Source organism: Jiangella aurantiaca (genome assembly GCF_004349105.1).
GTDB lineage: Bacteria > Actinomycetota > Actinomycetes > Jiangellales > Jiangellaceae > Jiangella > Jiangella aurantiaca.
Genome location: NZ_SMLB01000005.1, coordinates 1 through 26,457 on the forward strand (window position 1 = coordinate 1; position 26,457 = coordinate 26,457).

Annotated in this window: 27 protein-coding genes; 16 read left to right on the forward strand and 11 right to left on the reverse strand. The window is 73.5% G+C overall.

What is annotated here, in order from left to right; genetic code table 11:
• From E1262_RS30195 to E1262_RS05050, 4 genes are all read right to left on the reverse strand, one after another.
• Window positions 1–262 (reverse strand): hypothetical protein (locus E1262_RS30195; protein WP_162605777.1); only part of this gene is annotated, 262 nt, incomplete at its 3' end.
• A complete protein-coding gene (locus E1262_RS05040) occupies window positions 249–2,159 on the reverse strand; it encodes a multicopper oxidase family protein (protein ID WP_132101953.1) in 1,911 nt (636 codons plus the stop codon). The genes E1262_RS30195 and E1262_RS05040, both read right to left, overlap by 14 nt.
• Window positions 2,156–2,578 (reverse strand): DUF6220 domain-containing protein, encoded by a 423-nt coding sequence (locus tag E1262_RS05045; RefSeq protein WP_132101954.1) that lies wholly within the window; start codon window positions 2,576–2,578, stop codon window positions 2,156–2,158. The genes E1262_RS05040 and E1262_RS05045 overlap by 4 nt, the downstream gene beginning before the upstream one ends.
• A 150-nt stretch (window positions 2,579–2,728) precedes the next feature.
• A complete protein-coding gene (locus E1262_RS05050) occupies window positions 2,729–3,571 on the reverse strand; it encodes a PPK2 family polyphosphate kinase (protein WP_132101955.1) in 843 nt (280 codons plus the stop codon).
• A 111-nt stretch (window positions 3,572–3,682) separates the two neighbouring features.
• Between E1262_RS05050 and E1262_RS05055 the strand changes: the two genes are divergently transcribed.
• Complete coding sequence (locus tag E1262_RS05055; RefSeq protein WP_238992835.1) at window positions 3,683–5,923, forward strand: HelD family protein; 2,241 nt, start codon at window positions 3,683–3,685, stop codon at window positions 5,921–5,923.
• 8 nt (window positions 5,924–5,931) lie between these two features.
• On the opposite strand, the gene E1262_RS05060 is transcribed toward E1262_RS05055, so the two are convergent.
• Window positions 5,932–6,492 (reverse strand): DJ-1/PfpI family protein, encoded by a 561-nt coding sequence (locus E1262_RS05060; protein WP_132101956.1) that lies wholly within the window; start codon window positions 6,490–6,492, stop codon window positions 5,932–5,934.
• A gap of 74 nt (window positions 6,493–6,566) precedes the next feature.
• Window positions 6,567–7,613, reverse strand: coding sequence for a cell division protein ZapE (zapE, locus tag E1262_RS05065; RefSeq protein WP_132101957.1), 1,047 nt, complete (start codon window positions 7,611–7,613; stop codon window positions 6,567–6,569).
• 24 nt (window positions 7,614–7,637) lie between these two features.
• Here zapE and E1262_RS05070 point away from each other — a divergent pair, with 24 nt between their 5' ends.
• From E1262_RS05070 to ligD, 4 genes are all read left to right on the forward strand, one after another.
• Window positions 7,638–8,333, forward strand: coding sequence for a dihydrofolate reductase family protein (locus E1262_RS05070; RefSeq protein ID WP_203453558.1), 696 nt, complete (start codon window positions 7,638–7,640; stop codon window positions 8,331–8,333).
• 32 nt (window positions 8,334–8,365) lie between these two features.
• Window positions 8,366–9,430 carry an ATP-dependent DNA ligase gene (locus E1262_RS05075; protein ID WP_132101958.1) on the forward strand — a complete coding sequence of 355 codons (1,065 nt, stop codon included), beginning with the start codon at window positions 8,366–8,368 and terminating at the stop codon, window positions 9,428–9,430.
• Window positions 9,431–9,556: 126 nt separating this feature from the next.
• On the forward strand, window positions 9,557–10,141 hold the full coding sequence (locus E1262_RS05080) for a hypothetical protein (protein ID WP_203453559.1): 585 nt from the start codon (window positions 9,557–9,559) through the stop codon (window positions 10,139–10,141).
• A complete protein-coding gene (gene ligD, locus E1262_RS05085; protein WP_132101959.1) occupies window positions 10,138–11,184 on the forward strand; it encodes a non-homologous end-joining DNA ligase in 1,047 nt (348 codons plus the stop codon). The genes E1262_RS05080 and ligD overlap by 4 nt, the downstream gene beginning before the upstream one ends.
• Window positions 11,185–11,203: 19 nt before the next feature.
• On the opposite strand, the gene E1262_RS05090 is transcribed toward ligD, so the two are convergent.
• A complete protein-coding gene (locus tag E1262_RS05090; protein ID WP_203453560.1) occupies window positions 11,204–11,650 on the reverse strand; it encodes a DoxX family membrane protein in 447 nt (148 codons plus the stop codon).
• A 69-nt stretch (window positions 11,651–11,719) separates the two neighbouring features.
• Here E1262_RS05090 and msrB point away from each other — a divergent pair, with 69 nt between their 5' ends.
• The 5 genes from msrB to E1262_RS05115 all read left to right on the forward strand — a co-directional run bounded on the left by msrB (window position 11,720) and on the right by E1262_RS05115 (window position 14,526).
• Window positions 11,720–12,136, forward strand: coding sequence for a peptide-methionine (R)-S-oxide reductase MsrB (msrB, locus tag E1262_RS05095; protein WP_132101960.1), 417 nt, complete (start codon window positions 11,720–11,722; stop codon window positions 12,134–12,136).
• 4 nt (window positions 12,137–12,140) lie between these two features.
• Window positions 12,141–12,590, forward strand: a complete 450-nt coding sequence (locus E1262_RS05100) for a GNAT family N-acetyltransferase (protein WP_132101961.1) — start codon at window positions 12,141–12,143, stop codon at window positions 12,588–12,590.
• 175 nt (window positions 12,591–12,765) lie between these two features.
• Window positions 12,766–13,251, forward strand: coding sequence for a hypothetical protein (locus E1262_RS05105; RefSeq protein ID WP_132101962.1), 486 nt, complete (start codon window positions 12,766–12,768; stop codon window positions 13,249–13,251).
• A gap of 79 nt (window positions 13,252–13,330) precedes the next feature.
• Complete coding sequence (locus tag E1262_RS05110) at window positions 13,331–13,834, forward strand: SigE family RNA polymerase sigma factor (RefSeq protein ID WP_132101963.1); 504 nt, start codon at window positions 13,331–13,333, stop codon at window positions 13,832–13,834.
• Window positions 13,831–14,526: a hypothetical protein gene (locus E1262_RS05115; protein ID WP_132101964.1), complete on the forward strand. Its 696-nt coding sequence runs from the start codon at window positions 13,831–13,833 to the stop codon at window positions 14,524–14,526. The genes E1262_RS05110 and E1262_RS05115 overlap by 4 nt, the downstream gene beginning before the upstream one ends.
• A 4-nt stretch (window positions 14,527–14,530) precedes the next feature.
• On the opposite strand, the gene hemQ is transcribed toward E1262_RS05115, so the two are convergent.
• Both hemQ and hemG read right to left on the reverse strand, forming a co-directional pair.
• A complete protein-coding gene (gene hemQ / locus E1262_RS05120) occupies window positions 14,531–15,235 on the reverse strand; it encodes a hydrogen peroxide-dependent heme synthase (RefSeq protein ID WP_132101965.1) in 705 nt (234 codons plus the stop codon).
• Complete coding sequence (hemG, locus tag E1262_RS05125; protein WP_203453561.1) at window positions 15,232–16,710, reverse strand: protoporphyrinogen oxidase; 1,479 nt, start codon at window positions 16,708–16,710, stop codon at window positions 15,232–15,234. The genes hemQ and hemG overlap by 4 nt, the downstream gene beginning before the upstream one ends.
• 127 nt (window positions 16,711–16,837) lie before the next feature.
• On the opposite strand from hemG, the gene E1262_RS05130 reads away from it, so the two are divergent.
• Entirely contained in the window at window positions 16,838–17,767 is a 930-nt protein-coding gene (locus tag E1262_RS05130) for a DUF4349 domain-containing protein (protein WP_162605778.1), read from the forward strand.
• Here E1262_RS05130 and hemE read toward each other — a convergent pair.
• Window positions 17,719–18,813, reverse strand: coding sequence for a uroporphyrinogen decarboxylase (hemE, locus tag E1262_RS05135; RefSeq protein WP_420810507.1), 1,095 nt, complete (start codon window positions 18,811–18,813; stop codon window positions 17,719–17,721). The genes E1262_RS05130 and hemE overlap by 49 nt on opposite strands.
• A 59-nt stretch (window positions 18,814–18,872) precedes the next feature.
• Between hemE and E1262_RS05140 the strand changes: the two genes are divergently transcribed.
• Entirely contained in the window at window positions 18,873–19,475 is a 603-nt protein-coding gene (locus E1262_RS05140) for a DUF3000 domain-containing protein (RefSeq protein WP_132101968.1), read from the forward strand.
• A complete protein-coding gene (locus E1262_RS05145) occupies window positions 19,472–20,719 on the forward strand; it encodes an HRDC domain-containing protein (RefSeq protein ID WP_203453563.1) in 1,248 nt (415 codons plus the stop codon). The genes E1262_RS05140 and E1262_RS05145 overlap by 4 nt, the downstream gene beginning before the upstream one ends.
• Window positions 20,720–20,805: 86 nt before the next feature.
• On the opposite strand, the gene E1262_RS05150 is transcribed toward E1262_RS05145, so the two are convergent.
• Window positions 20,806–22,215, reverse strand: coding sequence for a protoporphyrinogen/coproporphyrinogen oxidase (locus E1262_RS05150; protein ID WP_132101969.1), 1,410 nt, complete (start codon window positions 22,213–22,215; stop codon window positions 20,806–20,808).
• A 156-nt stretch (window positions 22,216–22,371) separates the two neighbouring features.
• Here E1262_RS05150 and E1262_RS05155 point away from each other — a divergent pair, with 156 nt between their 5' ends.
• From E1262_RS05155 to E1262_RS05165, 3 genes are read left to right on the forward strand one after another with little or no spacing between them, the layout of a single operon-like run.
• On the forward strand, window positions 22,372–23,091 hold the full coding sequence (locus E1262_RS05155) for a DNA alkylation repair protein (RefSeq protein WP_203453601.1): 720 nt from the start codon (window positions 22,372–22,374) through the stop codon (window positions 23,089–23,091).
• 22 nt (window positions 23,092–23,113) lie between these two features.
• Complete coding sequence (locus E1262_RS05160) at window positions 23,114–24,340, forward strand: thiolase family protein (RefSeq protein ID WP_132101971.1); 1,227 nt, start codon at window positions 23,114–23,116, stop codon at window positions 24,338–24,340.
• Window positions 24,340–26,448: a 3-hydroxyacyl-CoA dehydrogenase NAD-binding domain-containing protein gene (locus E1262_RS05165; protein WP_132101972.1), complete on the forward strand. Its 2,109-nt coding sequence runs from the start codon at window positions 24,340–24,342 to the stop codon at window positions 26,446–26,448. The genes E1262_RS05160 and E1262_RS05165 overlap by 1 nt, the downstream gene beginning before the upstream one ends.
• Window positions 26,449–26,457: the final 9 nt, after the last annotated feature.

A 26,457-nucleotide genomic window follows, 5' to 3' on the forward strand; every position in this document is an offset into this window, starting at 1 on the left:
GCGCGGGGCGGGCGGTCACGGGGCCGGAGTCGTCGAAGAGCCGCTCGACCTCGGCGGCGCGGTGCGGCACGGCGCGGAGCCGGGCCAGCACCAGCCGCTCGACCAGCTCGTTGAGCGCCTCCTCGACGACGGCCAGGTCGCGGGGCCCGAGGGTGCCGGCGCGGCCGGCCAGCCGGGTCAGCTCCCGGCCGATGATCTCGTCGCTGCGCCGGCGCAGCCGCTCCACCGTCGCGCCGGCGTCCGCCGGCTCAGTGGCGTGCATGGCCGTGCCCGCCCGCCAGGCCGGTGACGCCGTCGTACCTCAGCTGGAGCATCATCCCCTGGTCGGCGTGCGGCAGGTTGTGGCAGTGGTTCATCCACACGCCGGGGTTGTCGGCCGCGAACGCGACGTCCCAGACCTCGCCGGGCCGCACGTCGAACGTGTCGACCCACAGCGGGCTGCCGGTCGCCGCCCGGCCGTCCCGCGCGAGCACCAAGACGCCGTGGCCGTGCAGGTGCCACGGGTGTGTCTCGAGGCTGCGGTTGACGACGGTGAAGCGGACCAGGTCGCCCTCGGCCACCACCTGCTCGGGGATGGACGGATGGCCGCGGCCGTTCACGGTCTGCGCGAACGCCGGCCGGCCGTCGACCATCGCCGCGCCGCGGTCCAGCACCATGCTGAAGTGCCGGTCGAACCGGGTGTCCAGCGTGAACGGCACCTCGGCCGGCGCGCCGTAGTGCAGCGGGTCCAGCTCGGGCCAGTCACCTGGAGCCGGGTCACCGTCGCCACCGCCGAGGCGCAGCCGTACCTCGCCGTCCACCGTCAGCGCGACCGGGCCGGACGGCATGGTGAAGACGAGGTCGTAGCGGCCGCCCGCGGGCAGCCGCAGCGCCCGCTCGGACACCTCGCCGGGCTCGTGCACGTCGCGCCCGTCGACGGCCGCCAGCCGGAACGCCGTGCCGGCCAGCCCGAACCGGTGCGGCTCGGAGTCGGTGTTCAGCAGCCGCAGCCGGACCGACGCGCCCGGCTCGGCCGCCTCCTCGAGCACGCCGTCGTCGTCGCCGATCGCCACCACCCCGTCGTAGGTGTGCACCGGCAGGACCAGGTCGACGTCGGCCGGCTCGGCGTCGCGTGGCGTGACGACGAGCGTGCCGTACAGCCCGCGGCGGACGCCGGTGTGCGAGACCTGATGCGTGTGGTACCAGAACGTGCCCGCCTGGTCGGCGCGGAAGCGGTAGCCGAACTCGGCGCCCCGCGAGACCACGTCCTGCGTGGTGCCGGGCGCACCGTCCTCGCCGCACGCGACGTCGTAGCCGTGCCAGTGGATCGTGACCCCGTCGTCGATGTCCTCGTTGCGCAGCCTCACCTCGACGAGGTCGCCCTGGACGGCGGTCAGTGGCGGCCCGGGCAGCCGTCCGTCGAACGTCCACGCGTCGACCTCGTGCCCGGAGGTGAGCGCGACGGTCGCCGTCCGGGCGGTGACGGTGTACGGCCGGACGGTGCCGCCGGCGGCCGGCGTCGTTGCGCCGCGCAGGTCGGTCACCGGGGTGCCGTGGCCGGACGGATCCGCGGCGGCCACTCCCCCGCCGGCGTCGATCGACGGGGCGCGGACGAACGCCAGCCCGACCCCGGCCGCGCCCGCTCCGGCGGCGGCGATCCCGAGCAGCCGGCGCCGCGACAGCATGCCCACCGTCGTCGTCTCGTCGGCCGGGGCGGTGTCGTCCGCCGGGGCCATCACCTGCGCCGTCAGCAGCACGGCGCCGCCGACGCCGGCCACGGCGAGCAGTGTGACGCTCCACGTCAGCGGGTAGCCGCCGACGTACGTCACGACGAACCCCGCCAGCGCCGCGTACCCGGCCGCGAACAGCGCCGTCACCGCGCCCGGCGACAACGGTCCGCCGCGCAGCAGCGACCGCCACGTCAGCGCCGCGGCGGCCGCCACTGTCACGACCAGCAGCGGCAGCCCGAGCAGGACCTTCTCCTGCACGAACCACCAGCCCCGGTCGGCCAGGACCGCGACCAGCACCAGCCGCCCGGCCACCGCCAGCACGCCTCCGGCCGCCAGCCCAGCCGCCACCCGTGTTCGGCCGGCCGCCGCCACCGCGCCCGCGGCCAGCCAGAGCGCACCCGTCAGGACCGCGACGACGTGGTCGAGGACGACCAGCTGCCCAGTGCTCACGCTGCGACGGCGGGCCGCTCGGTCCGCACCAGCCGGCGAGCGTCCGCGAGCACCCGGCCGCTCAGGCCCATGATGGCCAGCCCGTTCAGTGCGTGCAGCCCGAACACCAGCGTGCCGGCGGTCGTCGACGTGTCGCCGGACTCGTTGAACGCGTCGGCGAGCACCCGGATCAGGCTCTGCAGCATCGTCAGGCCGGCGATCCCGGCGGTCATGCCGATCAGCCGGCCGCCGACCCGGGCGACCGCCGCCACGATCGTCGCCAGCACGGCGAGCGCGAACAAGATCGAGCCGAAGATCGCGTGAGCGTTGAACGCCTCGTCGTTGGGCGCGGTGTCGAACGCGCCGACCGCCGCGAGGTAGAACTGCACCGCGACCGCCGCCAGCATGAGCACCGCGAAGCCGAGGTAGACCTTCCGCATGACCCGCTCCCTCCGGGCCGGCTCCGCCGCCGGTCCCGGGAACGATCATTCGCCGGCGCGGGAGGCACGTCGTCCGCTCCGGAACGGCGTCGCGTACGCAGATCTGCGTACGCGGGCCGCGTGTCGTCTACTCCCGCGGGCGTAGCCGGGTCACGACGACTCCAGCCGCGCCTTCTCGGCCTCGACGTCGAAGTCGGCCGGCGGCCAGTCCAGTTTCAGCGCCGCGAGGTGCTCGACGAGCAGCTGCGTCACCGCGAGGTTGCGGTACCACTTGCGGTCGGCCGGCACGAGGAACCAGGGCGCGGTCTCGGTGTTGCAGCGCTCCAGCGCGATCTCATACGCGCGCTGGAAGTCGGGCCAGAGCCGGCGGTCGTCGATGTCGCCAGGGTTGTACTTCCAGTACTTCGCCGGGTTCTCGAGCCGCTCGGCAAGCCGGGCCTTCTGCTCGTCGGCGGAGATGTGCAGCATGACCTTGACGACGACGACGCCGGCGTCGACGAGTTCTCGTTCGAAGTCGTTGATCGCCTCGTACCGGCCCTCGATCACTGCCGGCCGGACCAGCTTGCGCACCCGCGCGGCCAGGACGTCCTCGTAGTGGCTGCGGTCGAAGACGCCGACCTGGCCGGGCTCCGGTAGCGCCTGGCGGATGCGCCAGAGGAAGCCCCGGCGCCGCTCGTCCGCCGTCGGCGCCTTGAACGCCCGGATGCTGACGCCCTGCGGGTCCATGATGCCCACCGCGTGGCGCATGGTGCCGCCCTTGCCGGAGGTGTCCATGCCCTGAAGGACCAGCAGCACCCGCTGGTCGCCGCCAGTGCGGCCGGCCGCGAACAGCCGCTCCTGCAGGTCGGAGATGACAGGGTCGAGCTCCTGCAGCGCCGCCTTCCCGTCGGCCTTCGTGCCGTCGAAGCCCGGGGTGGCGCGGGTGTCGACCGACGCGAGGTCGACGGGTCCCGGCGGGAGGCGGAGGAGCGACGACCACGTCGGCTGACTCATCGATCCAGCGTAACGGACGGGGTGAGCGCGGGGGCCGCTACAATTGACGACTCGGTCGGCTGGACCGAACGGCTTCGGAAAGGGAAAGTCATCGACGCCGAGAAGCATGATGTGGCCGCACGGCCGGTGGCCGGTCACGACGACGCCGTCGACGAAGAGCAGCCGTACATCACCCACCTGTACGAGCGGCTCGATGAGCTCAAGGCGCGGCTGACGGCCCGGCTGGCGACGCTGTACCGCGAGCACGGCGGCACACACGCGTCGGTGTGGGACCGCGAGGCGTTCGTCGCCCGCGACGTCGAGCGGCTGGAGCGGCTCGGCTCGGTCGACCGCGGGCTGTGCTTCGGCCGGCTCGACTTCCGCGACGGCCACACCAGCTACATCGGCCGCATGGGGCTGACCGACGACGACTACGAGCAGCTGCTGGTCGACTGGCGGGCCCCGGCCGCCGAGCCGTTCTACCGGGCCACCGCCGCCGATCCCGGCGACCTCGTCCGCCGCCGGCACATCCAGACCCGGCTGCGCAAGGTGCTCGCCGTCGACGACGAGGTGTTCGACCTCGAGGCGATGCCGGCCGGCGGCCAGGGCACGCTGCGCGGTGAGGCGGCGCTGCTGGCGGCGCTGACGGAGCACCGCACGGGCCGCATGTCCGACATCGTCGCGACCATCCAGGCCGAGCAGGACCGCATCATCCGCTCGCCGCTGGCCGGCGTGCTGGTCGTGCAGGGTGGTCCGGGCACCGGCAAGACGGTCGCGGCGCTGCACCGCGCGGCGTACCTCCTCTACACCCACCGCGACCGCCTGGGCTCCAGCGGCGTGCTGGTGGTCGGGCCGAACCGCACGTTCCTGCACTACATCGACCAGGTGCTGCCGTCGCTGGGTGAGACCGGCGTCGTGCTGGCGACGGTCGGCGAGATGGTGCCCGGCGTCGAGGCGGCCGGCGACGACCCCGCCGACGTCGCCGTCGTCAAGGGCGACCCCCGCATGGCCGACGTCATCGCCGTCGCCGTCCGCGACCGGCAGCGGCTCCTCGACGGTCCCGTCGAGCTGAAGGTCGACCGCGTCGAGCTGACGCTGGCGCCGTCCGCCGTCCGGGCCGCGCGCACCCGTGCCCGCCGCGCCCGCAAGCCGCACAACGTCGCCCGCCGGGTGTTCGTCCGCGAGCTGCTCGACCACTTGGCCGACGAGCAGGCGCGGGCGCTCGGCGAGTCGCTGGACGAGGACGACCTCGCGGAGATCCGCGCCGACCTCGCCGCGGAGCCGAGTGTCGCCGCCCTCGTCGACGAGCTGTGGCCGGCGCTGACGCCGCAGCGGCTGATCGGCGAGCTGTTCGCGTCGCCGTCGCTGCTCGCCTCGGCCGGCGGCGACCTGACGGCGGCCGAGCGGGCGCTGCTGGCGCGGGGCCCGGGTGCGGCCTGGACGACGTCCGACGTGCCGCTGCTGGACGAGGCGGCGGAGCTGCTCGGCGAGGTCGACGACCCCGACGAGGCGGCCCGGCTGGCCCGGCAGCGCGAGGAGGCGGAGATCCAGTACGCCCGCGACCTGCTGGACGAGCTGTCGCTGGAGGTCCCGGTCGACCCCGAGCTGGTCGCGCAGCGGTACCGCGGCGGCGAGGCGCGTCGCAGCGTCGCCGAGCGGGCCGGGCTGGACCGCTCGTGGGCGTTCGGGCACGTCATCGTCGACGAGGCGCAGGAGCTGTCGCCGATGGCGTGGCGGATGATCATGCGCCGGGCACCGGGCCGGTCCATGACGGTGGTCGGCGACATCGCCCAGACGGGGGCGGCTGCCGGTGCGCGGTCGTGGGCCGACGTGCTGGAGCCGCACGTGCCCGGCCGCTGGCGGCAGGAGACGCTGACGGTCAACTATCGGACGCCGAGCGAGGTGATGGATCTCGCTGCGCGGGTGCTCGCCTCGATCGACCCGGCGCTCGAGCCGCCGACATCCGTGCGCTCGACCGGCGAGCCGCCGCGCACGGTGCCGGTGTGGTCGTCGCTGGACCTCGTGGAGCAGCTGGCGACGGAGGTCTCGGCCGAGCTGTCCGACCTCGGCGCGGGTCGGCTGGCGGTGCTCGTGCCGGCCGCGCGGCTCGATGAGGTGCACTCCGGGCTCGCCGCGGCGCTGCCGGCCGCGGTGTCGCGTGCGGAGTCGGCCGACGCACTGGACGCGCCGGTCGCGGTGCTCACGGCCGGCCAGGCGAAGGGCCTGGAGTTCGACACCGTCGTCGTGGTCGAGCCGGCCGAGCTGCTGGCGGAGTCCGTGCGCGGCGCGACCGACCTCTACGTCGCCGTCACCCGGCCGACGCAGCGGCTGGTGCTGGTCCACGCCGAGCCGCTGCCGCCCATGCTCGCCTGAGACCTCGATCAGACCGGGGCGGTCTTGCGCAGCTGCTCCATGAACGCGCCGAACCACTGGGGATGGTCGGGCCAGGCGCGGCCCGTCACCAGGTTGCCGTCCACCACGCCGGCGCCGTCGACGAACGTGCCGCCGGCGGTCTCGACGTCGACCGCGAGGGCCGGATAGGCCGCCGATCGCCGTCCGTTCAGCGTCTTCGCGGCCGCCAGCAGCAACGGGCCGTGGCACAGGGCGGCCGTCGGGGCGCCGCTGTCCATGAAGTACTTGACGATGCGCTGGGCGTCGGGGTCGTTGCGGATGTACTCGGGCGCGCGGCCGCCGGGCACCACGACCGCCACGTAGTCGTCGACGTTCACGTCGGCGAAGGCGATGTCGGCGGGCCAGCTGTGGCCGGGCTTCTCGGTGTACGTGTCGAACCCGTCGACGAAGTCGTGCACGACGAACTGCAGCTTCTTCACCGACGGGGCGGCGACGTCGACCTCGTAGCCCTCCTCGAGCAGCCGCTGGTACGGGTAGAAGAACTCCAGATCCTCGGCCGCGTCACCGGTCAGGATGAGCACCTTGGGCATGGGTCGGACCTCCTCGTCGCGACGGACTCTGCACGACGCCAGTCTCCGCCCGCGCGGCGGCCGTGACCAGTGCTCTATCGCGATCCGAGAGCGGCCGCGCCGTCCCGGCTCAACGCCGTCAGCCGCGACACCGCCCGGAAGTACTTCTTCCGGTACCCACCGGCCAGCAGCTCCGGGGTGAACAGCCGGTCCAGCGGCACACCGCCGGCGACGACGGGCAGGTCGCGGTCGTAGAGGCGGTCGGCCAGCACGACCAGCCGCAGCGCCGTCGACTGGTCGTCGACTGTACGCACGCCGCGCAGGTGCACCCGGCTGACGCCGTCAAGCAGTGGTCCGTACCGCGACGGGTGGACGGTGGCCAGGTGCGCCACCAGCGCGTCGAAGTCGTCGAGCGTGACGCCGTCACCCTCCGCGGACGCGGCGACGACATCGTCGGACACGGGCGGCGGCGATGACGGCAGCCCGCGGTGCCGGTAATCCTCGCCGTCGACGCGGACGACGGTGAACCGCGCGGCCAGCCGCTGGATCTCGCGCAGGAAGTCCGCGGCCGCGAACCGGCCCTCGCCGAGTTGGTCGGGCAGCGTGTTGCTGGTCGCGGCCAGCCGCACGCCGTGCTCGGACAGCCGGCTGAGAAGCGTCGACACCAGCACGGTGTCGCCGGGGTCATCCAGCTCGAACTCGTCGACGCAGACAAGCCGGTGCGCGGACAGCGCCTCGACGGTCGCGGCGAAGCCGAGCGCGCCGGCGAGGTTGGTGAGCTCGACGAACGTGCAGAACAGCTTCCGCTCCACCGGCACCGGCGCCGCGTGCCACAGCGACGCCAGCAGGTGCGTCTTGCCGACCCCGAAGCCGCCGTCCAGGTAGATCCCCGGCCCGGCGATGTCGGCGGCTGCGCCCGCACCCCGCGACCGGAACCACCCGCGGCGCCGCCCGCTCACACCGTCACCGACGGCGGCGGCGAAGGCCCGCGCGGCCGCGACGGCGGCGGCCTGGCTGGGGACGGCGGGATCGGCCCGGTAGCTGTCGAAGCTGACGTCGCGGAACCGCGGCGGCGGCACCATATCCGTGACGAGCCGCGACGCCGGCACGTCCGGACGACGGTCGGCGATGCGGTCCGGCATGGCGTCAATCGTAAGGTTCTTCCCGTGCAGCAGCTCTATCCACCGGTCGACGACACCGGCCCCGCCGACCTCGAGGCGGCCTACGCCTATCCGCCGCTCGCCGACGGCGCGACCTGGCTGCGGGCCAACATGGTGACCAGCCTCGACGGCGCCGTGCAGGGTCCCGACGGCCGGTCGGCGACGGTGTCCAGCCCACCCGACCGTGTGGTGCTGTCCCTGCTGCGACGGCTGGCCGACGTCGTCGTGGCCGGCGCGGGCACCGTCCGGGCCGAGCACTACGGCCCCGCCGGCCGGCCGATCGCCGTCGCCAGCCGGTCGCTCGACCTCGACCCCGCGGCGCCGCTGTTCACCGAGGCGACGCACAGGACCATCGTGCTGACCTGCGCATCCGCACCGGCCGACCGCATGACCGCGCTGCGGGCCGTCGCGGACGTCGTCGTCGCCGGCGAGACGTCGCTGGACGTGCCGGCCGCCGTCCGGGCGCTGGCCCAGCGCGGCCTGACCCGGATCCTGTGCGAGGGCGGCCCGCACCTGCTGGCGGCGATCGTCGCGGCCCACGCGCTGGACGAGCTCTGCTACACGCTGACGCCGGGGATGGTCGGCGGCCGGTCGCACCGCCTGCTGGAGGCTCCGACGACGCTGCGCAGCGACTGGTCGCTCGGCCACGTCATCGAGGACGGCGGGACGCTGCTCATGCGCTGGGTGGCGCGCCGAGTCTGAGCTCTGTCGGCGGCGTGGTACAGACTGGGCGCATGCGACTCCCGGTCCTGCCGCCCGTGCCGCCGATGCTGTCCAAGCCCGTCAAGGCGATCCCCGACGGCGACTTCAGCTTCGAGCCCAAGTGGGACGGCTTCCGGTCCATCATCTTCCGCGACGGTGCCGAGGTCGAGATCGGCAGCCGCAACGAGAAGCCGATGACCAGATACTTCCCCGAGCTGGTCGAGGCGGTGAAGGCGAACTTCCCTGAGCGCGCCGTCGTCGACGGCGAGATCGTGCTGGTCGGCGCCTCGGGCGACCGGCTCGACTTCGAGCTGCTGCAGCAGCGCATCCACCCCGCCGCCAGCCGGGTGAAGATGCTCTCCGAGACCACGCCGGCCAGGTTCGTCGCGTTCGACCTGCTCGCCCTCGGCGACGACGACTTCACCCAGCGGCCGTTCCGCGAGCGCCGGGCCGCCCTCGTCGAGGCGTTCGCCGCGGCGCGGACGCCCATCCACGTCACCTCCGCCACCACCGACAAGGCGCTCGCCGAGCAGTGGTTCCACCAGTTCGAGGGCGCCGGGCTCGACGGCGTCATCGCCAAGCCGCGCGACGGCGTCTACGAGCCGGACCGGCGGGTGATGTTCAAGATCAAGCACGAGCGCACCGCGGACTGCGTCGTCGCCGGCTACCGCGTGCACAAGAGCGGCCCCGACCGCATCGGCTCGCTGCTGCTCGGCCTGTACGACGACGACGGCGTGCTGGCGAGCGTCGGCGTCATCGGGGCATTCCCCATGGCGCGCCGCCAGGAGCTGTTCGAAGAACTGCAGCCGCTGGTCACGTCGTTCGACGACCACCCCTGGTCGTGGGCGAAGCAGGAGGAGGGCACCCGCACGCCGCGCAACGCCGAGTACAGCCGCTGGAGCGTCGGCAAGGACCTCTCGTTCGTCCCGCTGCGCCCCGAGCGGGTCGTCGAGGTGCGTTATGACCACATGGAGGGCGTCCGGTTCCGGCACACCGCGCAGTTCGTCCGCTGGCGGCCCGACCGCGACCCGTCGTCGTGCACCTACGCGCAGCTGGAGGAACCGGTCAAGTTCGACCTCGCGGACGTCCTCGCCTGACCGTCCGTGCCGAACCGCGCCGCCGACTCGCCTAGGCTGCGGCATCTGAGCCAGAATGGAGACGGGCCCGGTATGGTTCCGGAACTTGCTGACGCCGGGCCCGGTGCCGACCCTGGGAGGTGGGCCATGTCGTACAACATCGTGGTACTCGTGGAAGAACCCGTTGCCGACTGGGACGCGCGCCAGATCGTGGCGCTGCACGCCGACACACCCGAACCGGTCCGCTATCACGTGCTGATCCCGGTCGAGGACGCCGCCAGCCGGGTCGAGTCGACCATCGGGTCACTCGCGGCCAGCGAGGTCATGGGCACCGCCGCCATGTACGTCGACGAGGCCGACCTCGAGCGCGTGCACGAGGAGATCCGGGCCGCGAGCAAGCGCGCGCTGGCCCAGTCGCTCGAGGCGTTCGCCACGGCCGGCGCCCAGGCCGGCGGCGAGGTCACCGCGACCGACCCGCTCGACCGCCTGTGCGCACTCTCACAGGAGTGCGGCGCGGCCGAGATCATCATCCTCACCCGCCCGCACGTCGTCGCCGAGCTGTTCCACGTCGACTGGACCGCCCGGGCCCGGCGCCGGCTCAAGGTGCCGGTGCTGCACCTGCTGGCCCACGGCGAGCCCGACTGGGAGTCCGAGGTCGAGGCCGAGCATGCCGCCGAACGCGAGCGGCGGGCGTCGAACGGCACCGGCTCCGACGCCGCGGGAACGGCATGAGGGAAGCGATCGAGGTCGAGGCCGGCGGCCGCAAGGTCCGGGTCTCCAGTCCCAGTAAGGTCTACTTTCCCGAGCGCGGCCTCACCAAGCTCGACGTCGTGCAGTACTTCCTCGCCGTCGGCGACGGCATCCTCGGCGCGCTGCGCGAGCGGCCGACCACGCTGGAGCGCTGGCCCGGCGGCGTCTTCGAGGGCGCGAAGCTGTCGACGCGGCAGGACAACCGCGGCGACGCGTTCTACCAGAAGCGCATCCCCAAGGGCGCACCCGACTACGTCGAGACCGCGACCGTCGCGTTCCCCAGCGGCCGCACCGCCGACGAGGTCTGCCCCACGGAGGTCGCGGTGGTCGTATGGGCGGCGAACCTCGGCACGCTGACGTTCCACCCGTGGCCGGTCCGCCGTCCCGACGCCGAGCACCCCGACCAGCTGCGCATCGACCTCGACCCGCAGCCGGGCACCGACTACGCCGACGCCGTCAAGGTCGCCCATGAGGCCCGTGCGCTGCTGCAGGAGCTCGGCATGGACGGCTTCCCGAAGACGTCCGGCGGCCGCGGCATGCACCTCTACGTCCCCGTCCGGCCCGAGTGGGACTTCGTCCAGGCCCGCCGCGCCGTCATCGCGTTCGGGCGCGAGCTGAACCGGCGGATGCCCGACCAGGTGACGGTGGACTGGTGGAAGGAGGAGCGGGGCGAGCGCATCTTCATCGACTTCAACCAGATGGCCCGCGATCGCACCATCGCCTCCGCCTACTCCGTCCGCCCCAAGCCGCGGGCGACGGTGTCGGCGCCGCTGTCCTGGGACGAGATCGACGACGCCCGGCCTGAGGACTTCGACATCACGACCATGCCAGCCCGGTTCGCCGAGGTCGGCGACCTGCACGCCGGCGTCGCGGAGGTGGCGCACTCGCTGGAGCCGCTGCTCGAGCTGGCCGCCCGCGACGAGCGCGACCACGGCCTGGGCGACCTGCCCTATCCGCCGGAGTACCCGAAAATGCCCGGCGAGCCGCTGCGCGTGCAGCCGTCCCGCCGGGCGACCTTCGACTGACAGCGTCCCAGCGGCGGCGTCAGCCGACGTCGAAGAGCGGGTCGGTGATGGTCAGCGGGGTCGCGTCGCCGAGCTCCCACACCAGGAACAGCAGCATCAACGACGCGCCGGTCAGCGCGGTGTCCTTGAAGAACTGCGTCTGCTCCTGCTGCCGCGACATGGGTTCCTTCTCCTTCCAGAACCCGTGCATGAGCACCGCGGTGAGCAGCGTGAACAGCCCGAGCAGGATGGCGCCGACGTCCATCCAGACGCCCAGCAGCACCGACAGCCCGCCGAGCAGCATTTGCGCACCGGTGACCAGCACCGCCGGCCGGGCTGGGCGGACGCCGCGGCTCTCCGCGTAGCCGGCCATCGCCCCCTTGTCGGTGAGGTGGGCCGTCGCGCTGGCGAGGAACAGCGCGACGAAGAGAATGCGGCCGATCAGGAACACGACGTCCATGTCGCCTCCGGGGGTGAGGAGTTCCACCCCCATCATGCTCGCGGCGAGGCGCTCTCACACTGGGAATCCGGCCGTTGCCGACGGGGTTCTCCAGGTATGAGCTACGAGATCCAGAAGAGCGACGCCGAGTGGCGCGCCGAGCTGACGCCGGAGGAGTACCACGTGCTGCGCGAGGCGGGCACAGAACGCGCCTTCACCAGCCCGCTGGAGCACGCCGACGAGCAGCCGTACGTCTATTCCTGTCGGGCCTGCGGCGCCGAGCTGTTCGAGTCCGCCACCAAGTTCGACGCCCAGTGCGGCTGGCCGTCGTTCTACGCCCCGCTGGCCGAGGACCGCGTCGAGTACATCGACGACCGCAGCCTCGGCATGGTCCGCACCGAGGTGCGCTGCGCCCGCTGCGGCTCGCACCTGGGCCACGTCTTCCGGGGCGAGGGCTTCCCCACCCCGACCGACCTGCGCTACTGCATCAACGGCATCTCCCTGCAGCGGCGGGCGGCCGATCCGGCACACTGAGCCGGTGACCGCCGACCTCACCCTGCACATCGCGACCATCGACCAGCTCGACGCCCCGACGCTGTACCGGCTGCTGCGCCTGCGTACCGACGTCTTCGTCGTCGAACAGGCCGACCCCTACCCCGAGCTGGACGGCCGCGACCTCGAGCCGTCCGCCGTCCACCTCTGGCTCGCCCACGGCGACGAGCCGGTCGGCTACCTGCGCATCCTCGACGACCCCGGCGGCGCCGCCCGCATCGGGCGCGTCGTGGTGGCGGAGTCCGCGCGTGGGTCCGGCCTGGCCGGGCGGCTGATGTCGGCCGCCCTGGAGCACATCGGCGAGCGTCGATGCGTGTTGGACGCCCAGTCCCACCTGGCCGACTTCTACACCCGCTACGGCTTCTCCGTCACCGGCCCCGAGTTCCTCGACGGCAGCATCCCGCACCTGCCGATGGCCCGCCCGGCCGCTCATTGACGTCCGTCGATCCCGATCGACGCGATCGCGGGTGGATGTGCGTTCGTGCGTGTTGACACAGCCGCCAACTGTTGGCGTTCAGGTCAACACGCCGTTCTGCATTCTCGCTCCGCGACGTGCGACTGCCGGCTGCTCTCCTGAGCGGGCGCAGCACCCGGTTGCTACCGTGCCGTCCGTGCAGCGAGCGTTCAAGCCCGGGGAATGTGGCCGGCCGGTGACCATGCTCGGCCCGGCGCCGGACGCTCCGCTGGAGCTGACGGTGCGGCTCGCGGACAGCTACGCCCGCAATCACAGTGGTCCGCTTGGCACGTTCACTGTCACCAACATCAGCGACCGGCAGGTCAGGGGCATGAGCGGACCGGCCTCCTGGGTCTGGGTCAGCCGCGACGGCGTGACCGTCACCGGACCGGGCGCCATGCCGGCCGTCAACGTACCCGTCGAGCTGGCGCCCGGCGAGTCGTTCACCTCCGACCTGCACTCGGTGCTGCGGCAGTGCGACGCGACGCCGGCCGACCCGGCGCAGGTGCCCGGCATGCCGTATCCCTGGGATCCGCCGCTGGCGCCAGGCCGCTACGAGGTCTACGTCACCTGGGACCTGCGCGGCCACGACGGCGTCGAGATCGTGCTCTACGCCGGCCCGATCGGGATCGATGTGCGGTGACCTGACGCCGGGTTTCCCAGCCGCACCCCAACCGGATCGCCGCGCCGCTCGTCCTAGGTGATGAGAGGCGGGTGATCGGGTGGCGGACTGGGAGCGGGTCTTCACCGACCTGGCGGAGAGCCGCGGCCAGGCGCTGCTCCGTTACGCCTACCTGCTGACCGGCGACGCGGCCGAGGCGGCCGACCTGGTGCAGGAGGCGATGCTGCGCGCCTTCGGCAGGACGACGCGAGGGCTGACGTTGGAGTCGGCCGAGGCCTACGTCCGGCGGGCGATCCTCACCCTCCACATCGACGGCCGGCGCCGGTCGGGTCGGTGGCTGCTGGTCCGGCACCTGGTCGCCGACCGCGAGGACGTCTCCGGGCCGGAAGGTGCGGTGGTCGACGGCGCTGACCTGCGGTCCGCGCTGGCGGCGCTGTCGCCACGGCAGCGGGCCTGCGTGGTGCTGCACTACTACGAGGACCTCTCGGTGGCGCAGGTCGCCGACGTGCTCGGCTGCGCGCCCGGCGCGGTCAAGCGGCACCTCAGCGACGCCCGCGCCCGCCTCGAACCCCTACTCAGCGACTCGCCGGAGGGACTGCGATGACCCTGCGTACCCGACTCGACGACCTCGCCGCCGACGCTCCCGACCCGGGCGTGCTCGACGTCGACCGGCTCCGCGGCCGCATCGCCCGCCGCCGCCGGACCCGCTTCGCCGCCGCCGGCGCTGCCGCCATCCTGACGGTGGCAGCCGTGGGCACGGCGACGGCCACGCTCCTGCCCCGCGACGGCGGTGATGATTCCGCTGACCTGCCGGTCTCCACGTCCGACGCCACACCTGCCCAGGTCCGGTTCCGCGCTCTCACCTGTGGCTCGCCGATGATCGTGAGCGAGCGCGACGACGTGCCGCCGCTCGCCCTGTCGGTCGACGTCCCGTCGGTCGTCGGCCATATCGACGAACAGCTGGCCGTCACGACCGTCACCAACGTCAGCGCCACCAGGATCCAGGGCACGACGGGGTTGGGCCCGACCATGTGGGTCACCCGTGACGGCGAGACCGTCACCGCCGCCGCGTTCGTGCCTGAGGGCGCTCATCTGGTCGACCTGGAGCCGGGCGAGAGCATGACCTTCGACACGACCAACCACATCGGCTGGTGCGGGCCGACGCTGACCTCGGGCCTCGGGGAGGTCGCCACGGCACCGGGCAGCTACCAGCTCTGGTTCACCTGGCGGATGACCACGCTCGATGGCGAGGAGATCGTCCTCTACGAGGGGCCCGTCGACGTCGAGGTGGAGTGACCGGCTACGGCAGCGCCGCCACGAGTTCGGTTAGCTCGAGGCGCCGGCCGGTGTAAAAGGGGATCTCCTCGCGGACGTGCCGCCGGGCCGCCGAACCGCGCAGGTGACGCATGAGGTCGACGATGCGGTACAGCTCGTCGGCCTCGAAGGCGAGGATCCACTCGTAGTCGCCGAGGGAGAAGGAGGCGACGGTGTTGGCGCGCACGTCGGGGTAGTCGCGGGCCATCTTGCCGTGCTCGGCGAGCATCTGGCGGCGCTCGGCGTCGGGCAGCAGGTACCACTCGTACGACCGCACGAACGGGTACACCGACACGTATGCGCGCGGCTCCTCGTCGGCCAGGAATGCGGGGATGTGGCTCTTGTTGAACTCGGCCGGGCGGTGCAGGGCTGCCTGCGACCAGACGGGGTCCAACTGGCGGCCGAACGCGGTGCCGCGGAACCGGTGGTACGCCGTCTGGAGGTCCTCGATGGCCGGCGCGTGCCACCAGATGAGCAGGTCGGCGTCGGCGCGCAGGCCGGCGACGTCGTAGGTGCCGCGGACGACGACGTCCTTGGCGGCGAGCTCGGCGAACAGCGCCGTCACCTCGTCGGCGAGATCGGCCCGCGACGTGTCGCCCAGCGGCGAGCGCAGCCGGAACACCGACCACATGGTGTAGCGGATGACCTGGTTCAGCTCGCGGGCCTTCGGCATGGACGCGGTGTCGCTCATGTCTCGATCCTGGCACGCCGCTCCGACAGGTAGGCGGCCACCCTCCCCGCAGCATCGCGGGCCGCCCCGACGCAGGCCGCCACGCCGACGCCGTCGTACACGGCGCCGCAGACCGCCAGCCCGGGCACGGCCTCGACGGCGGCCCGTACGCGCGCGACGCGGTCCAGGTGCCCGACGGCGTACTGCGGCAGCGCGCCGCCCCACCGGGTCACGCGTGAGTCGACGACGGAGCCCGCGTAGCCGGTCGCGGCCCGGACGTCGGCCAGCGCGGCCTCGACCAGCTCCCCGTCGTCGCGCTGCAGGTCGCGGGCCTCGCCGTGCCGGCCGAGCGACGCGCGCAGCAGCACCAGTCCGCCGGCCCGCCCGCCCAGCCACGGCCACTTCGCCGACGAGAACGTCACCGCCTTGATGGTGCGCCCGTCGATCGGCGGCACCAGGAACCCCGACGACGACGGCGCCGCCGGGAACCCGTCCGCCGGCAGCGCCAGCGTGACGATCGCCATGCTGGCAGCCTCCACGCCACCGAGCTCCGCCGCGGCCGCCGGGGCCGCCGACGCCAGCACTCGGGCGGCCGCGACCGCCGGGGTCGCCACGACCACCGCATCGACGTCCAGCACGGACGGCGCCGGGACCGGGCCGGTCACCAGCCGCCAGCCGTCGGCCGTCCGCTCCACCGAGCGCACCGTCACGCCGGTCCGCACGTCCGCCCTGGACGCCACCGCCACCGCGCCCGGTAGCCGGCCGACGCCACCGGCCAGCCCCGCGAACACCGGCCCCGGCCCACCAGACGTGGCGCCACCCGACGACGCCGGCGTGCCGGACCCCCTCCCCGGCCCGTTGCCCGCCGCACCGCCCGACGTCACCGTCGCGACCGCCTCGCGCAGCGTCCGCGCCGTCCGGGCCGCCGCGCCCAGCGCCGGCACCGTCGCGTCCAGGGACAGCTCGTCCGCCCGTCCGGCGTACACGCCGCCGAGCAGGGGCTCGACCAGCCGATCGGCCACCGCGTCGCCGTACCGCGACCGCACCAGCCGCCCGATCGCGACGTCCTCCGCGACCGGCAGCCCCGCGTCGCCCCGAGCGTCCAGCGCCTCCGCCCGCGCCACCTCCGACGGCGTCAGCAGGCCGGCCAGCCGCGCGGGGTCGGCCGGCACGCCCATCACCGTCCCGACGGGCAGCGGCACGATCTCGCCACGGCTCCACAGCCCGGCGCCGACGGCAGCCGGATGCACGATGTCGTCGCCCAGGCCCACGGCGACGGCCAGGTCGACCGCCTCGGGCCGCCGCGCCAGCAGCGACTCCGCACCCTCGTCGACCGGCAGCCCAGCGACCTCGGAGACGCGCAGGTGACCGCCCACGACCGGCTGCTTCTCCAGGACGACGATCTCGGCGTCCGGTCCCAGCGACTGCCGCAGGAACCACGCCGCCGCCAGTCCGCTGATCCCGCCGCCGACGACCGCCACCCGCACACCGCTCACGCGCCCCAGCATCGCACGCGCGGGCCGCACGCCCGTGACCAGGTCGTTCCCCGATCGTGACCAGCGGATGAGCAACCCCGGCGCACGCCAGGCCGTCGAACAGGCAACACGAACCTCGGGAGGTGTCATGACACGACGGACGGTGTTCGGCACGACGATGACCCTGCTCGCGGCGCTCGCGCTGGCCGGCTGCGGTGGCGCCGGTGACAGCGGCAACGACAGTGCCAGCGGCGCCGCGGCCGAAGCGCCGGCCCAGGCGCCGGCAGAGGGCAACGGCGAGGCCGCGCCCGACGAGTCGGGCGGGGACTCCGCCGCCCGGGCTGAGGGCGGCGTGCTCGCCGAGGTGACGTCCGCGGTCGCCGACCGGTCGATCATCTACACCGTCGACCTCACCATCAGCACCGACGACGTCGTCAGCGCCGCCAACCGCGCCGCGGCGGCCGCCGTCACCGCGGGCGGATACGTCGTCGACGAGCAGGTCAACGGCGACCACGACGCCGTCCTCACGCTGAAGATCCCGTCGGCCGGGCACCAGGAGACCGTCGCCGACCTGGAGGCGCTCGGCGAGGTCACCAGCCGCAGCCGAGGCACCGAGGACGTCACCCAGGAGGTCGTCGACGTCGCGTCGCGGATCGAGTCGCAGCGGGCCAGCATCGCCCGCATCCGCGCCCTGCTCGCCGAGGCCACGCAGCTCGCCGACGTCGTCAGCATCGAGTCCGAGCTGGCCGGCCGCGAGGCCGACCTCGACGCGCTGCTGAGCCGGCAGGAGCAGCTGGCCGGGCTGACCTCGATGGCCACGGTGACGTTGCACATCTACCGCAGCGACGAGGCCCCACCGCAGCAGGACGACGATGACGGCGGCTTCCTCGCGGGCCTGGCCGGCGGCTGGGAGGCGTTCGTCACCGTCGGCGGCGGGTTCCTGACCGGGCTCGGCGCGGTGCTGCCGTTCGCCGCGTTGGCCGCGCTGATCGGCGTCCCCGCCTACCTGGTCGCCCGCCGCCGACGGGGTCAGGCCGCGCCCGTGCCGGAGCCGGTACCGGGTCCGCCGGCGGCCTGAACGGTCTCGACCACCCGGGCCAGCACGTCCGGGTCGGTGGTCGGGAGCACGCCGTGGCCGAGGTTGAAGATGTGCGCCGGCGCCCGCCGGCCCTCGGCCACGATGCGGTGCACCTCGCGCTCGATGACCGGCCAGTCCGCGCCCAGCAGCGCGGGGTCGAGGTTGCCCTGCAGCGGCTTGCCCGGCACCCGCAGCGCGGCCTCGTCCAGCGGCAGCCGCCAGTCGACGCCGACGACGTCCGCACCGGCCGACGCCATCAGCGGCAGGAACTCAGACGTCCCGACGCCGAAGTGGATGCGCGGCACGTCGATGACGCTGTCGAGCACCTCGGCACTGTGCGGGTGCACGTACTTGGCGTAGTCGGCGGCCGACAGCGCGCCGGCCCACGAGTCGAACAGCTGGACGGCGCTCGCGCCGGCCCGCACCTGCACGTCGAGGAACATCGCGGAGATGCCGGCGACCCGGCTGAGCAGTTCGTGCCACAGGTCCGGGTCGCTGTGCATGAGCGCCTTGGTGACCTCGTGGTGCTTCGACGGCCCGCCCTCGACGAGGTACGACGCCAGTGTGAACGGCGCGCCGGCGAAGCCGATCAACGGCGTGCCGCCCAGCTCGCCGACCAGTGCGCGCACCGCCTCGTCGACGAACGAGACCTCGCCGGGCTCCAGCGGCCGCAGCCGGTCGAGGTCGGCCCGGCTGCGGATCGGCTGGTCCAGCACCGGTCCGATGCCCGGCTTCACGTCGACGTCGACGCCCACCGCCCGCAGCGGCACCACGATGTCGGAGTAGAAGATGGCGGCGTCGACGCCGTACCGCCGCACGGGCTGCAGGGTGATCTCGGTCACCATGTCAGGGCGGGTGCACGACTCCAGCATCGGCACGCCCTCGCGCAGCCGCCGGTACTCGGGCAAGGAGCGCCCGGCCTGCCGCATGAACCACACTGGTGGACGGCTGGTGCGCTCGCCGCGGCAGGCGCGCGCGAAGAGGCTGTCGGACGGGTCCGCGGGCGCGGCGGCGTTCTCGTCGTAGGTCACGGTCACATCACTGATCGTCGCATGGCGGGCGTGCCTGCCTGACGGGACCGCCAAACGGGCCTAGTCTGCCAATTGTGGCAAGGGACACCGAGGGTCTCCAGCCGGAGGTACCGGCTGTCTTCAGGCGTGCCGTGCGTTCATTGACGTCCGCCCAGTTCCGGCCCGAGGTCCGGCTCGAGGAGACCCCCGCACCGAAGCGGCTGGCGCCGCACACCCACGCGCTCAGCGCCGACGTCCTCGTCGACGAGGCCGACGAGGACGCCACCGCCACCGGCCGGCTCGTGCTGCTCTACGACCCCGCCGGCCAGGAGGCCTGGCACGGCGAGTTCCGTCTCGTCACGTACCTGCGGGCCAGCCTCGAGCCCGAGATGGGCGCCGACCCGCTGCTGCTCGCCGTCGGCTGGACTTGGATCACCGACTCCCTGGCCGGCCGGTCCGCGCCGTACACCGCGGCCAGCGGCACCGTCACCCGGGTCGCCTCCGAGGGCTTCGGCGGCATGGCCGGCGAGCTGGCGAGCGCCGAGATCGAGATCCGCGCGTCCTGGACGCCGCTCGAGCCCGACCTCACCGCACACGCCCTGGCCTGGGGCGACGCGCTGACGACGGCGGCCGGCCTGGTGCCGCTGCCGGCCGGCGTGGTCGCGATGCCACCCACACGCCGTAGGCGGAGCCGTTGACGGACGACGTCTCGACTCCCTTGCTGGAGCCGCGCGACGGCCTTCCGGAGGTCATCACCGACGGTGACGCCTTGAAGGCCACGATCGCGGCGTTCGCGGCCGCCGACGGACCGGTGGCCGTCGACGCCGAGCGGGCGTCCGGCTACCGCTACGGCCACCGCGCCTACCTCATCCAGCTGCGTCGGCGGGGCGCGGGCACGGCGCTGATCGACCCGATCCCGCTGCCCGACCTGTCCGCGCTGGGCGCCGCGCTGGCCGACGCCGAGTGGGTGCTGCACGCCGCGTCGCAGGACCTCGCCTGCCTCGCCGAAGTCGGCATGAAGCCGAGGCGGCTGTTCGACACCGAGCTGGCCGGCCGGCTGCTCGGGCTGCCGCGCGTCGGACTCGGCCCGCTGGTCGACAGCGTGCTCGGCTACACGCTGGAGAAGGGCCACTCGGCCGCCGACTGGTCCACCCGGCCGCTGCCCGAGGACTGGCTGCGCTACGCCGCCCTCGACGTCGAGCTGCTCATCGAGCTGCGCGACGTGCTGGAGGCTCGTCTGCGCGACGCCGGCAAGCTCGGCTGGGCGCACGAGGAGTTCGCGGCCATCGCCGCCGCTCCCCCGCAGGAGCCCCGCTCGGACCCGTGGCGGCGTACGTCCGGGCTGCACCGCATCCGCGACCGCCGCCGCCTTGCCGTCGTCCGTCAGCTCTGGTTCGCCCGCGACGAGCTGGCCCGGCAGCGCGACCTCTCGCCCGGCCGGGTGCTGCCCGACGCCGCGATCATCGAGGCCGCGCTCACCATGCCGACCAGCGCCGAGGCGATGTCGGCGATGCCGGTCTACCGGGGCCGGGCGCAGCGGCGCGAGCTGTCCCGCTGGTTCGGCGCCGTCGCCGACGCCCGCGCCCTGCCGGACAAGGAGCTGCCGCCGCAGACGGCCCCGTACGACGGCCCGCCGCCGCCGCGTGCCTGGGCGGCCCGGCAGCCCGACGCCGCCGCCCGGCTGGCGGCCGCGCGCGCCCGCGTCGCCGAGATCGCCGAGGCCAACGAGCTGCCGGTCGAGAACCTGCTCACCCCCGACACCCTGCGCCGGGCCGCCTGGCAGCCGCCGTCGCCCCTGACCGCCGAGACCGTCGGCGAGGTGTTCCGCGCCCGCGGCGCCCGGGCGTGGCAGATCGAGCTGACCGCGGCCGCCGTCGCCGAGGCGTTCGCGAACCCGGTGCCGCCGGAGCCACCCGAGCCGCCCCCGCCGGCACCCTCATGATCATCGGCGCTTGACCACATCATGACGTGGTCAAGCGCCGATGATCATGGAGAAGCGCGGCGACGCCCGGAGCGGGAGCAGCCGGGTCAGCCGTCGACGTAGCCGGAGCGGGCGAACCGTTCGCGTGCCACCGTCCACGCGTACCGGTCGAACCGGCCATCATCGCGGATGGCGTCGACCGCACCGTAGGCCATGAGCAGCGCCTGGTCGATGTTGTCCAGGACGAACAGTCCCTGCCGGCCCAGCGTGACGACGCGGCGGATCATCCGTGCCCAGGTGTCGACGTCGCTGAGGTCGTGCTCGTAGCCGACGCGATAGATCGGGTGCACCTGGCCGATGCGGCGGCTCTCGACGTGAACGCGGTTGACCTTCGGCAGCCCGGTGAGCCCCAGCGTCTCGTCGACGAGGTCGGCCAGCGACTCGTCGTCGAGCCCCCACACGTCGTCGGTCATGGAGCACGGGATCTCCGCGCACAGCACGGACCGGTCGACGGGGTCGTCGGGGTTGACGCGGTAGTTGGGCGGCTCGGAGATGCGGATGACCGGCGTGCGCGGGTCGGGGATGTCGTGGGAGTCGTGCGGGCTCCACCGGCCGCCCTGGTGCACGACGTAGACCAGCAGCATCGCGCGGTAGCGCAGCCGGGCCGACGACTCGATGGACGTCAGCGACGGCGCCGGCCGGGCGATGCGGGCCAGCACCGGGAGCGGCAGCGTCGAGAACACCAGTCCGCCAGTGATGACGTCGCCGTCCTGCGTGCTGACCTCGACCTCGTCCTCGGTGACGCGGACGCGGTCGACCTCGGCCTCGCACCGGATGTCCACGCCGGCCGTGACGGCGGCGTCGGCGAGCGCCTCGACCAGCTGCCCGAACCCGTTGCGCGGGTAGTAGTAGCCCCCGCCCGTCGCCGACGTCCCGCGTGTGCGGCTGCGGCGCAACGCCCTGGCCGCGACCCGCCAGGTGCCGAGCCGGTCGGTCTGCCGGCGGGCCTGCTCGGCGCTGATGCGGTCGCCCGGCATGCCCCACAGCTTCTCGGCCAGCGGCCCGTAGACGGACTCGTACAGCGCCGGCCCGACGCGGCTGCGCACCAGGCCGCCATAGGTGTCGCCCTCCTCGCGGCGGAACCGCGACACCGCGGAGTCGCGGGCGACCTTCGCCAGGAACGACGCCGGCAGTCGCCGCGCGACCTCGTCGGCCCGCAGCGGCAGCGCCAGCCACTGGTCGCCGACGCGGATGCGGCTGGTCCGCCGCCGCTGTTGCAGGTCGTCGCCGAGGAGGGCGCGCAGGTCGTGCAGGATGGCCGGCGGCGTGTTGGGGTCCAGCCGGTGCGACCCCTGGTCGACCCGTACCCCGCCCACCTCGAACGACGCGGCCAGCCCGCCCACGTGATCGGCCCGCTCGAGCAGCGCCACCTTCATGCCGCGCTGGGCAGCCCTCCAGGCGGCGGCGAGCCCCGCGGGCCCCGCGCCGATCACGATGAGATCGTACGAGCCGGTCATGTGAAGGCTCAGCCTAACCAAGCCGGCCCCCGCGACACGCCGCCGCCCGCGCCGGCGATCGTCACGGATGCAAGTTGTGACGGCGCCGGTCGCCATATGGCGGAGGATGCGTCAGCGCCGCCGGTGTGGGTGCGGGCGCCTAACGTTGTGGTCGTGATCACCGCCGACACCGCCCTCGTCGACGCCGTCCGGACGGCGCTGCGCTCGGCCGCCGATCCCGCGGCCGCCGAGCCGATGCGCGCCTACATGAAGTCGGAGATGCCGTTCCTCGGCGTCCCCAAGCCCGCCCGCACGGCCGCGCTCAAGCCGGTCTTCACCGCCCATCGGATCGACGACGGCGACAGCTGGCGGGCCACGGTCCTCGAGCTCTGGGACAGCGCCGAGTTCCGCGAGGAGCGCTACGCCGCCGTCACGCTGGCGCAGCTGAAGCCGTACGCCGCCTTCGCCACCCGGCCCGGCGCTCTCGACCTCTACGACCACCTCGTCGTGACCGGCGCCTGGTGGGACCACGTCGACGAGGTCGCCATCCGCTCCGTCGGCCCCGTCCTGCGCGCCCACCACGACGCCGTCGCCCCCGTCGCCAGGCACTGGGCCCGCGACGCCGACCGCTGGCGCCGTCGGGCGGCGGTCATCTGCCAGATCGGGTCAAAGGCCGAGACCGACACCGCGCTGCTGGCCGAGGCCATCGAGGCCAACGCCGACGACGAGGACTTCTTCCTGCGCAAGGGCATCGGCTGGGCGCTGCGCGAGTACGCCAAGATCGACCCCGACTGGGTGCGCAGGTTCGTCGCCGCGCACGAGGGCGAGCTGTCGCCGTTGTCACGCCGCGAGGCACTGCGTAACATCGACCCACCGAGTATTGTTACTCGTGGGTAGCTTCCGATCCGAGGAGGGCCACGTGCCACGCTCCACCAGGCCTGTTCGCGACGTGCTGTTCGTCGACGGCGTGCGGACGCCGTTCGGCAAGGCCGGCCCCAAGGGCATGTACCACGAGACCCGCGCCGACGATCTCGTCATCAACTGCATCCGCGAGCTGCTGCGCCGCAACCCGAGCCTCCCACCGGAGCGGGTCGACGACGTCGCCATCGCCGCGACCACCCAGCTCGGTGACCAGGGGCTGACCATCGGCCGGACGGCGGCGCTGCTGGCCGGGCTGCCCAAGTCGGTGCCCGGCTACGCCATCGACCGCATGTGCGCCGGCGCCATGACGGCCGTGACGACGACGGCGGGCGGCATCGCGTTCGGCGCCTACGACGTCGTCATCGCCGGCGGCGTCGAGCACATGGGCCGCCACCCCATGGGCGAGGGCGTCGATCCCAACCCGCGCATCCTCGCCGAGAAGCTGGTCGATCCGTCCGCGCTGGTCATGGGCAGTACGGCCGAGAACCTGCATGACCGGTTCCCGCACCTCACGAAGGAGCGGGCGGACGTGTTCGCTGCGGCCAGCCAGGCCAAGTACGCCAAGGCGGTCGCCGACGGCAAGGTCCAGCCCGACCTCGTCCCCGTCGCCACCCGGAGCGTCGAGCAGGGCTGGGGGCTGGCCACCGCCGACGAGCCGCCGCGTCCGGGCACCTCCGTCGACGACCTCGCCGTGCTCAAGACGCCGTTCCGCCCGCACGGCCGGGTCACCGCCGGCAACGCCGCGGGTCTGAACGACGGCGCCACCGCCGCCCTGCTGGTCAGCGACGAGGCGGCCGCCGAGTTCGGGCTGACGGGCAAGATGCGGCTGGTCTCGTACTCCTTCGCCGGCGTCGAGCCCGAGGTCATGGGCGTCGGCCCGGTCCCCGCGACGGAGAAGGCGCTGGCCAAGGCCGGCCTCACCATCGACGACATCGGGTTGTTCGAGATCAACGAGGCGTTCGCGGTGCAGGTGCTGGCGTTCCTCGACCATTTCGGCATCGCCGACGACGACCCGCGGGTCAACCCGTACGGCGGCGCCATCGCCGTCGGCCACCCGCTCGCGTCGTCCGGCGTCCGGCTGATGAACCAGCTGGCCCGCGAGTTCGGGGAGCACCCCGAGGTCCGCTACGGCGTCACCACCATGTGCATCGGCATCGGCATGGGCGGCACCGTCGTCTGGGAGAACCCGCACCACGCCGACTACTCCGAGGAGGCCGCGGCCTGATGACCACCGACCTCGCCACCGTCTTCCCCGACGAAGTCGTCACCACCTCGCACGTCCGTTTCATCGAGCTGCCGCTGGGCGCCGGGAAGGCCGCGCTGATCACGCTCGACAACGGCCACGACCACACCAAGCCGAACACGCTCGGCCCGGCCACGCTGCTGGGCCTGGAGCAGGCCATCGACGCCGCATACGCCGAGCCGGGCGTCGTCGCCGTCGCCGTCACCGGCAAGCCGTTCATCCTGGCCGCCGGCGCCGACCTCAAGGGCATGTCGCTGGTGACGGAGCGCGTGCAGGCGGTCGCGCTCGGGCGGCTCGGGCACCGGGTGTTCGGCAAACTCGCCGATGGCCCGGTACCGACGTTCGCGCTGATCAACGGCCTGGCGCTGGGTGGCGGGCTGGAGATCGCGCTGCACTGCACCTACCGGACGGTGTCCAAGGCGGCGCAGGGCATCGCGCTGCCTGAGGTGTTCCTCGGCCTGGTCCCGGGCTGGGGCGGCGCCTGGCTGCTGCCGAACCTCGTCGGCGCCGACAAGGCCGTCACCGTCATCGTCGAGAACGCGCTCAACCAGAACCGCATGCTTCGCGGCCCGCAAGTGGCCGAGCTGGGCATCGCCGATGTGGCGCTCGACGGCGCCGATTTCCTCGAGCGGTCGCTGCACTGGGCGGCGCAGGTGCTGCGCGGCCACGTGGAGGTGTCGCGGCCGCAGGTGGACCGGTCCGAGGCCGCATGGGACGCCGCCGTCGCCCGCGGCCGGGCGGCCGCAGACGGCCGGTTGCACGGCGCGACACCGGCCCCGTACCGCGCGCTGGAGCTGATCGCCGCGGCGCGGACGGCCTCGCGCGAGGAGGGCTTCGCGGCCGAGGACGAGGCGCTCGGCGACCTCATCATGGGCGACGACCTGCGGGCCGGCGTGTACGCGTTCGACCTCACCCAGCGGCGGGCCAAGCGGCCGGCCGGCGCGCCGGACGAGTCGCTGGCCCGGCCGGTGACGAAGGTCGGCATCGTCGGGGCCGGGCTGATGGCCAGCCAGCTGGCGCTGTTGTTCGTCCGGCGGCTCGAGGTGCCGGTCGTGCTGACCGACCTCGACGAGTCGCGAGTGGCCAAGGGCGTCGGCTGGGTGCACGCCGAGATCGACAAGCTCGCCGCCAAGGGCCGGTTGTCGCCCGACGCCCGCAACCGGCTGACCGCGCTGGTCAGCGGCTCGACCGACAAGGGCGTCTTCGCCGACGCCGACTTCGTCATCGAGGCGGTGTTCGAGGAGATGAAGGTCAAGCAGCAGGTCTTCGCCGAGCTCGAGGCCGTCGTCTCCCCCGAATGCGTGCTCGCCACCAACACGTCGTCGCTGTCGGTGACCGAGATGGCGTCCGTACTGCGGCACCCGGAGCGTGTGGCCGGGTTCCACTTCTTCAACCCGGTGGCCGTGCTGCCACTGGTCGAGGTGGTCCGCGCGGCCGCGACCGACGACGCGACACTGGCGACGGCGCTGGCGGTCGGCAAGACGCTGAAGAAGTCGTGCGTGCTGGTCAAGGACGCCCCGGCGTTCGTCGTCAACCGGGTGCTGACCCGGTTCATCGGTGAGATCACCCGCGCGGCCGACGAGGGCACTCCCCTCGACGTCGCCGACCACGCGGTCGCGCCGCTCGGCCTGCCGATGACGCCGTTCGTCCTCCTCCAGCTCGTCGGCCCGGCCGTCGCCCTGCACGTCGCCGAGACGCTGCACGACGCCTACCCCGACCGCTTCCCGGTGTCCGAGAACCTGCGCCGGCTGGTGGCGGCGGGCAAGCCCGGCATCTGGTCGTGGAACGAGCAGGGCAAGCCCTATCTCGACGACGCGACCGCGGCGCTGTTCGAGCAGGGCGACGTCGCACTGACGGCCGACGAGGTGCGCGAGCGTGCCCTCGCCGCCGTCGCTGAGGAGGTCCGCCTCATGCTCGACGAGGGCGTGGTCGCGGAGGCGCAGGACATCGACCTCTGCATGCTGCTCGGCGCCGGCTGGCCGTTCCACCTGGGCGGCATCACGCCGTACCTCGATCGCAGTGGCGTGGCCGAGCGGGCCACCGGCCGGCGCTTCCTCCCACCCGGCGTCGCCAGCGTCGTCCGCACCTGAGGCCGTCAC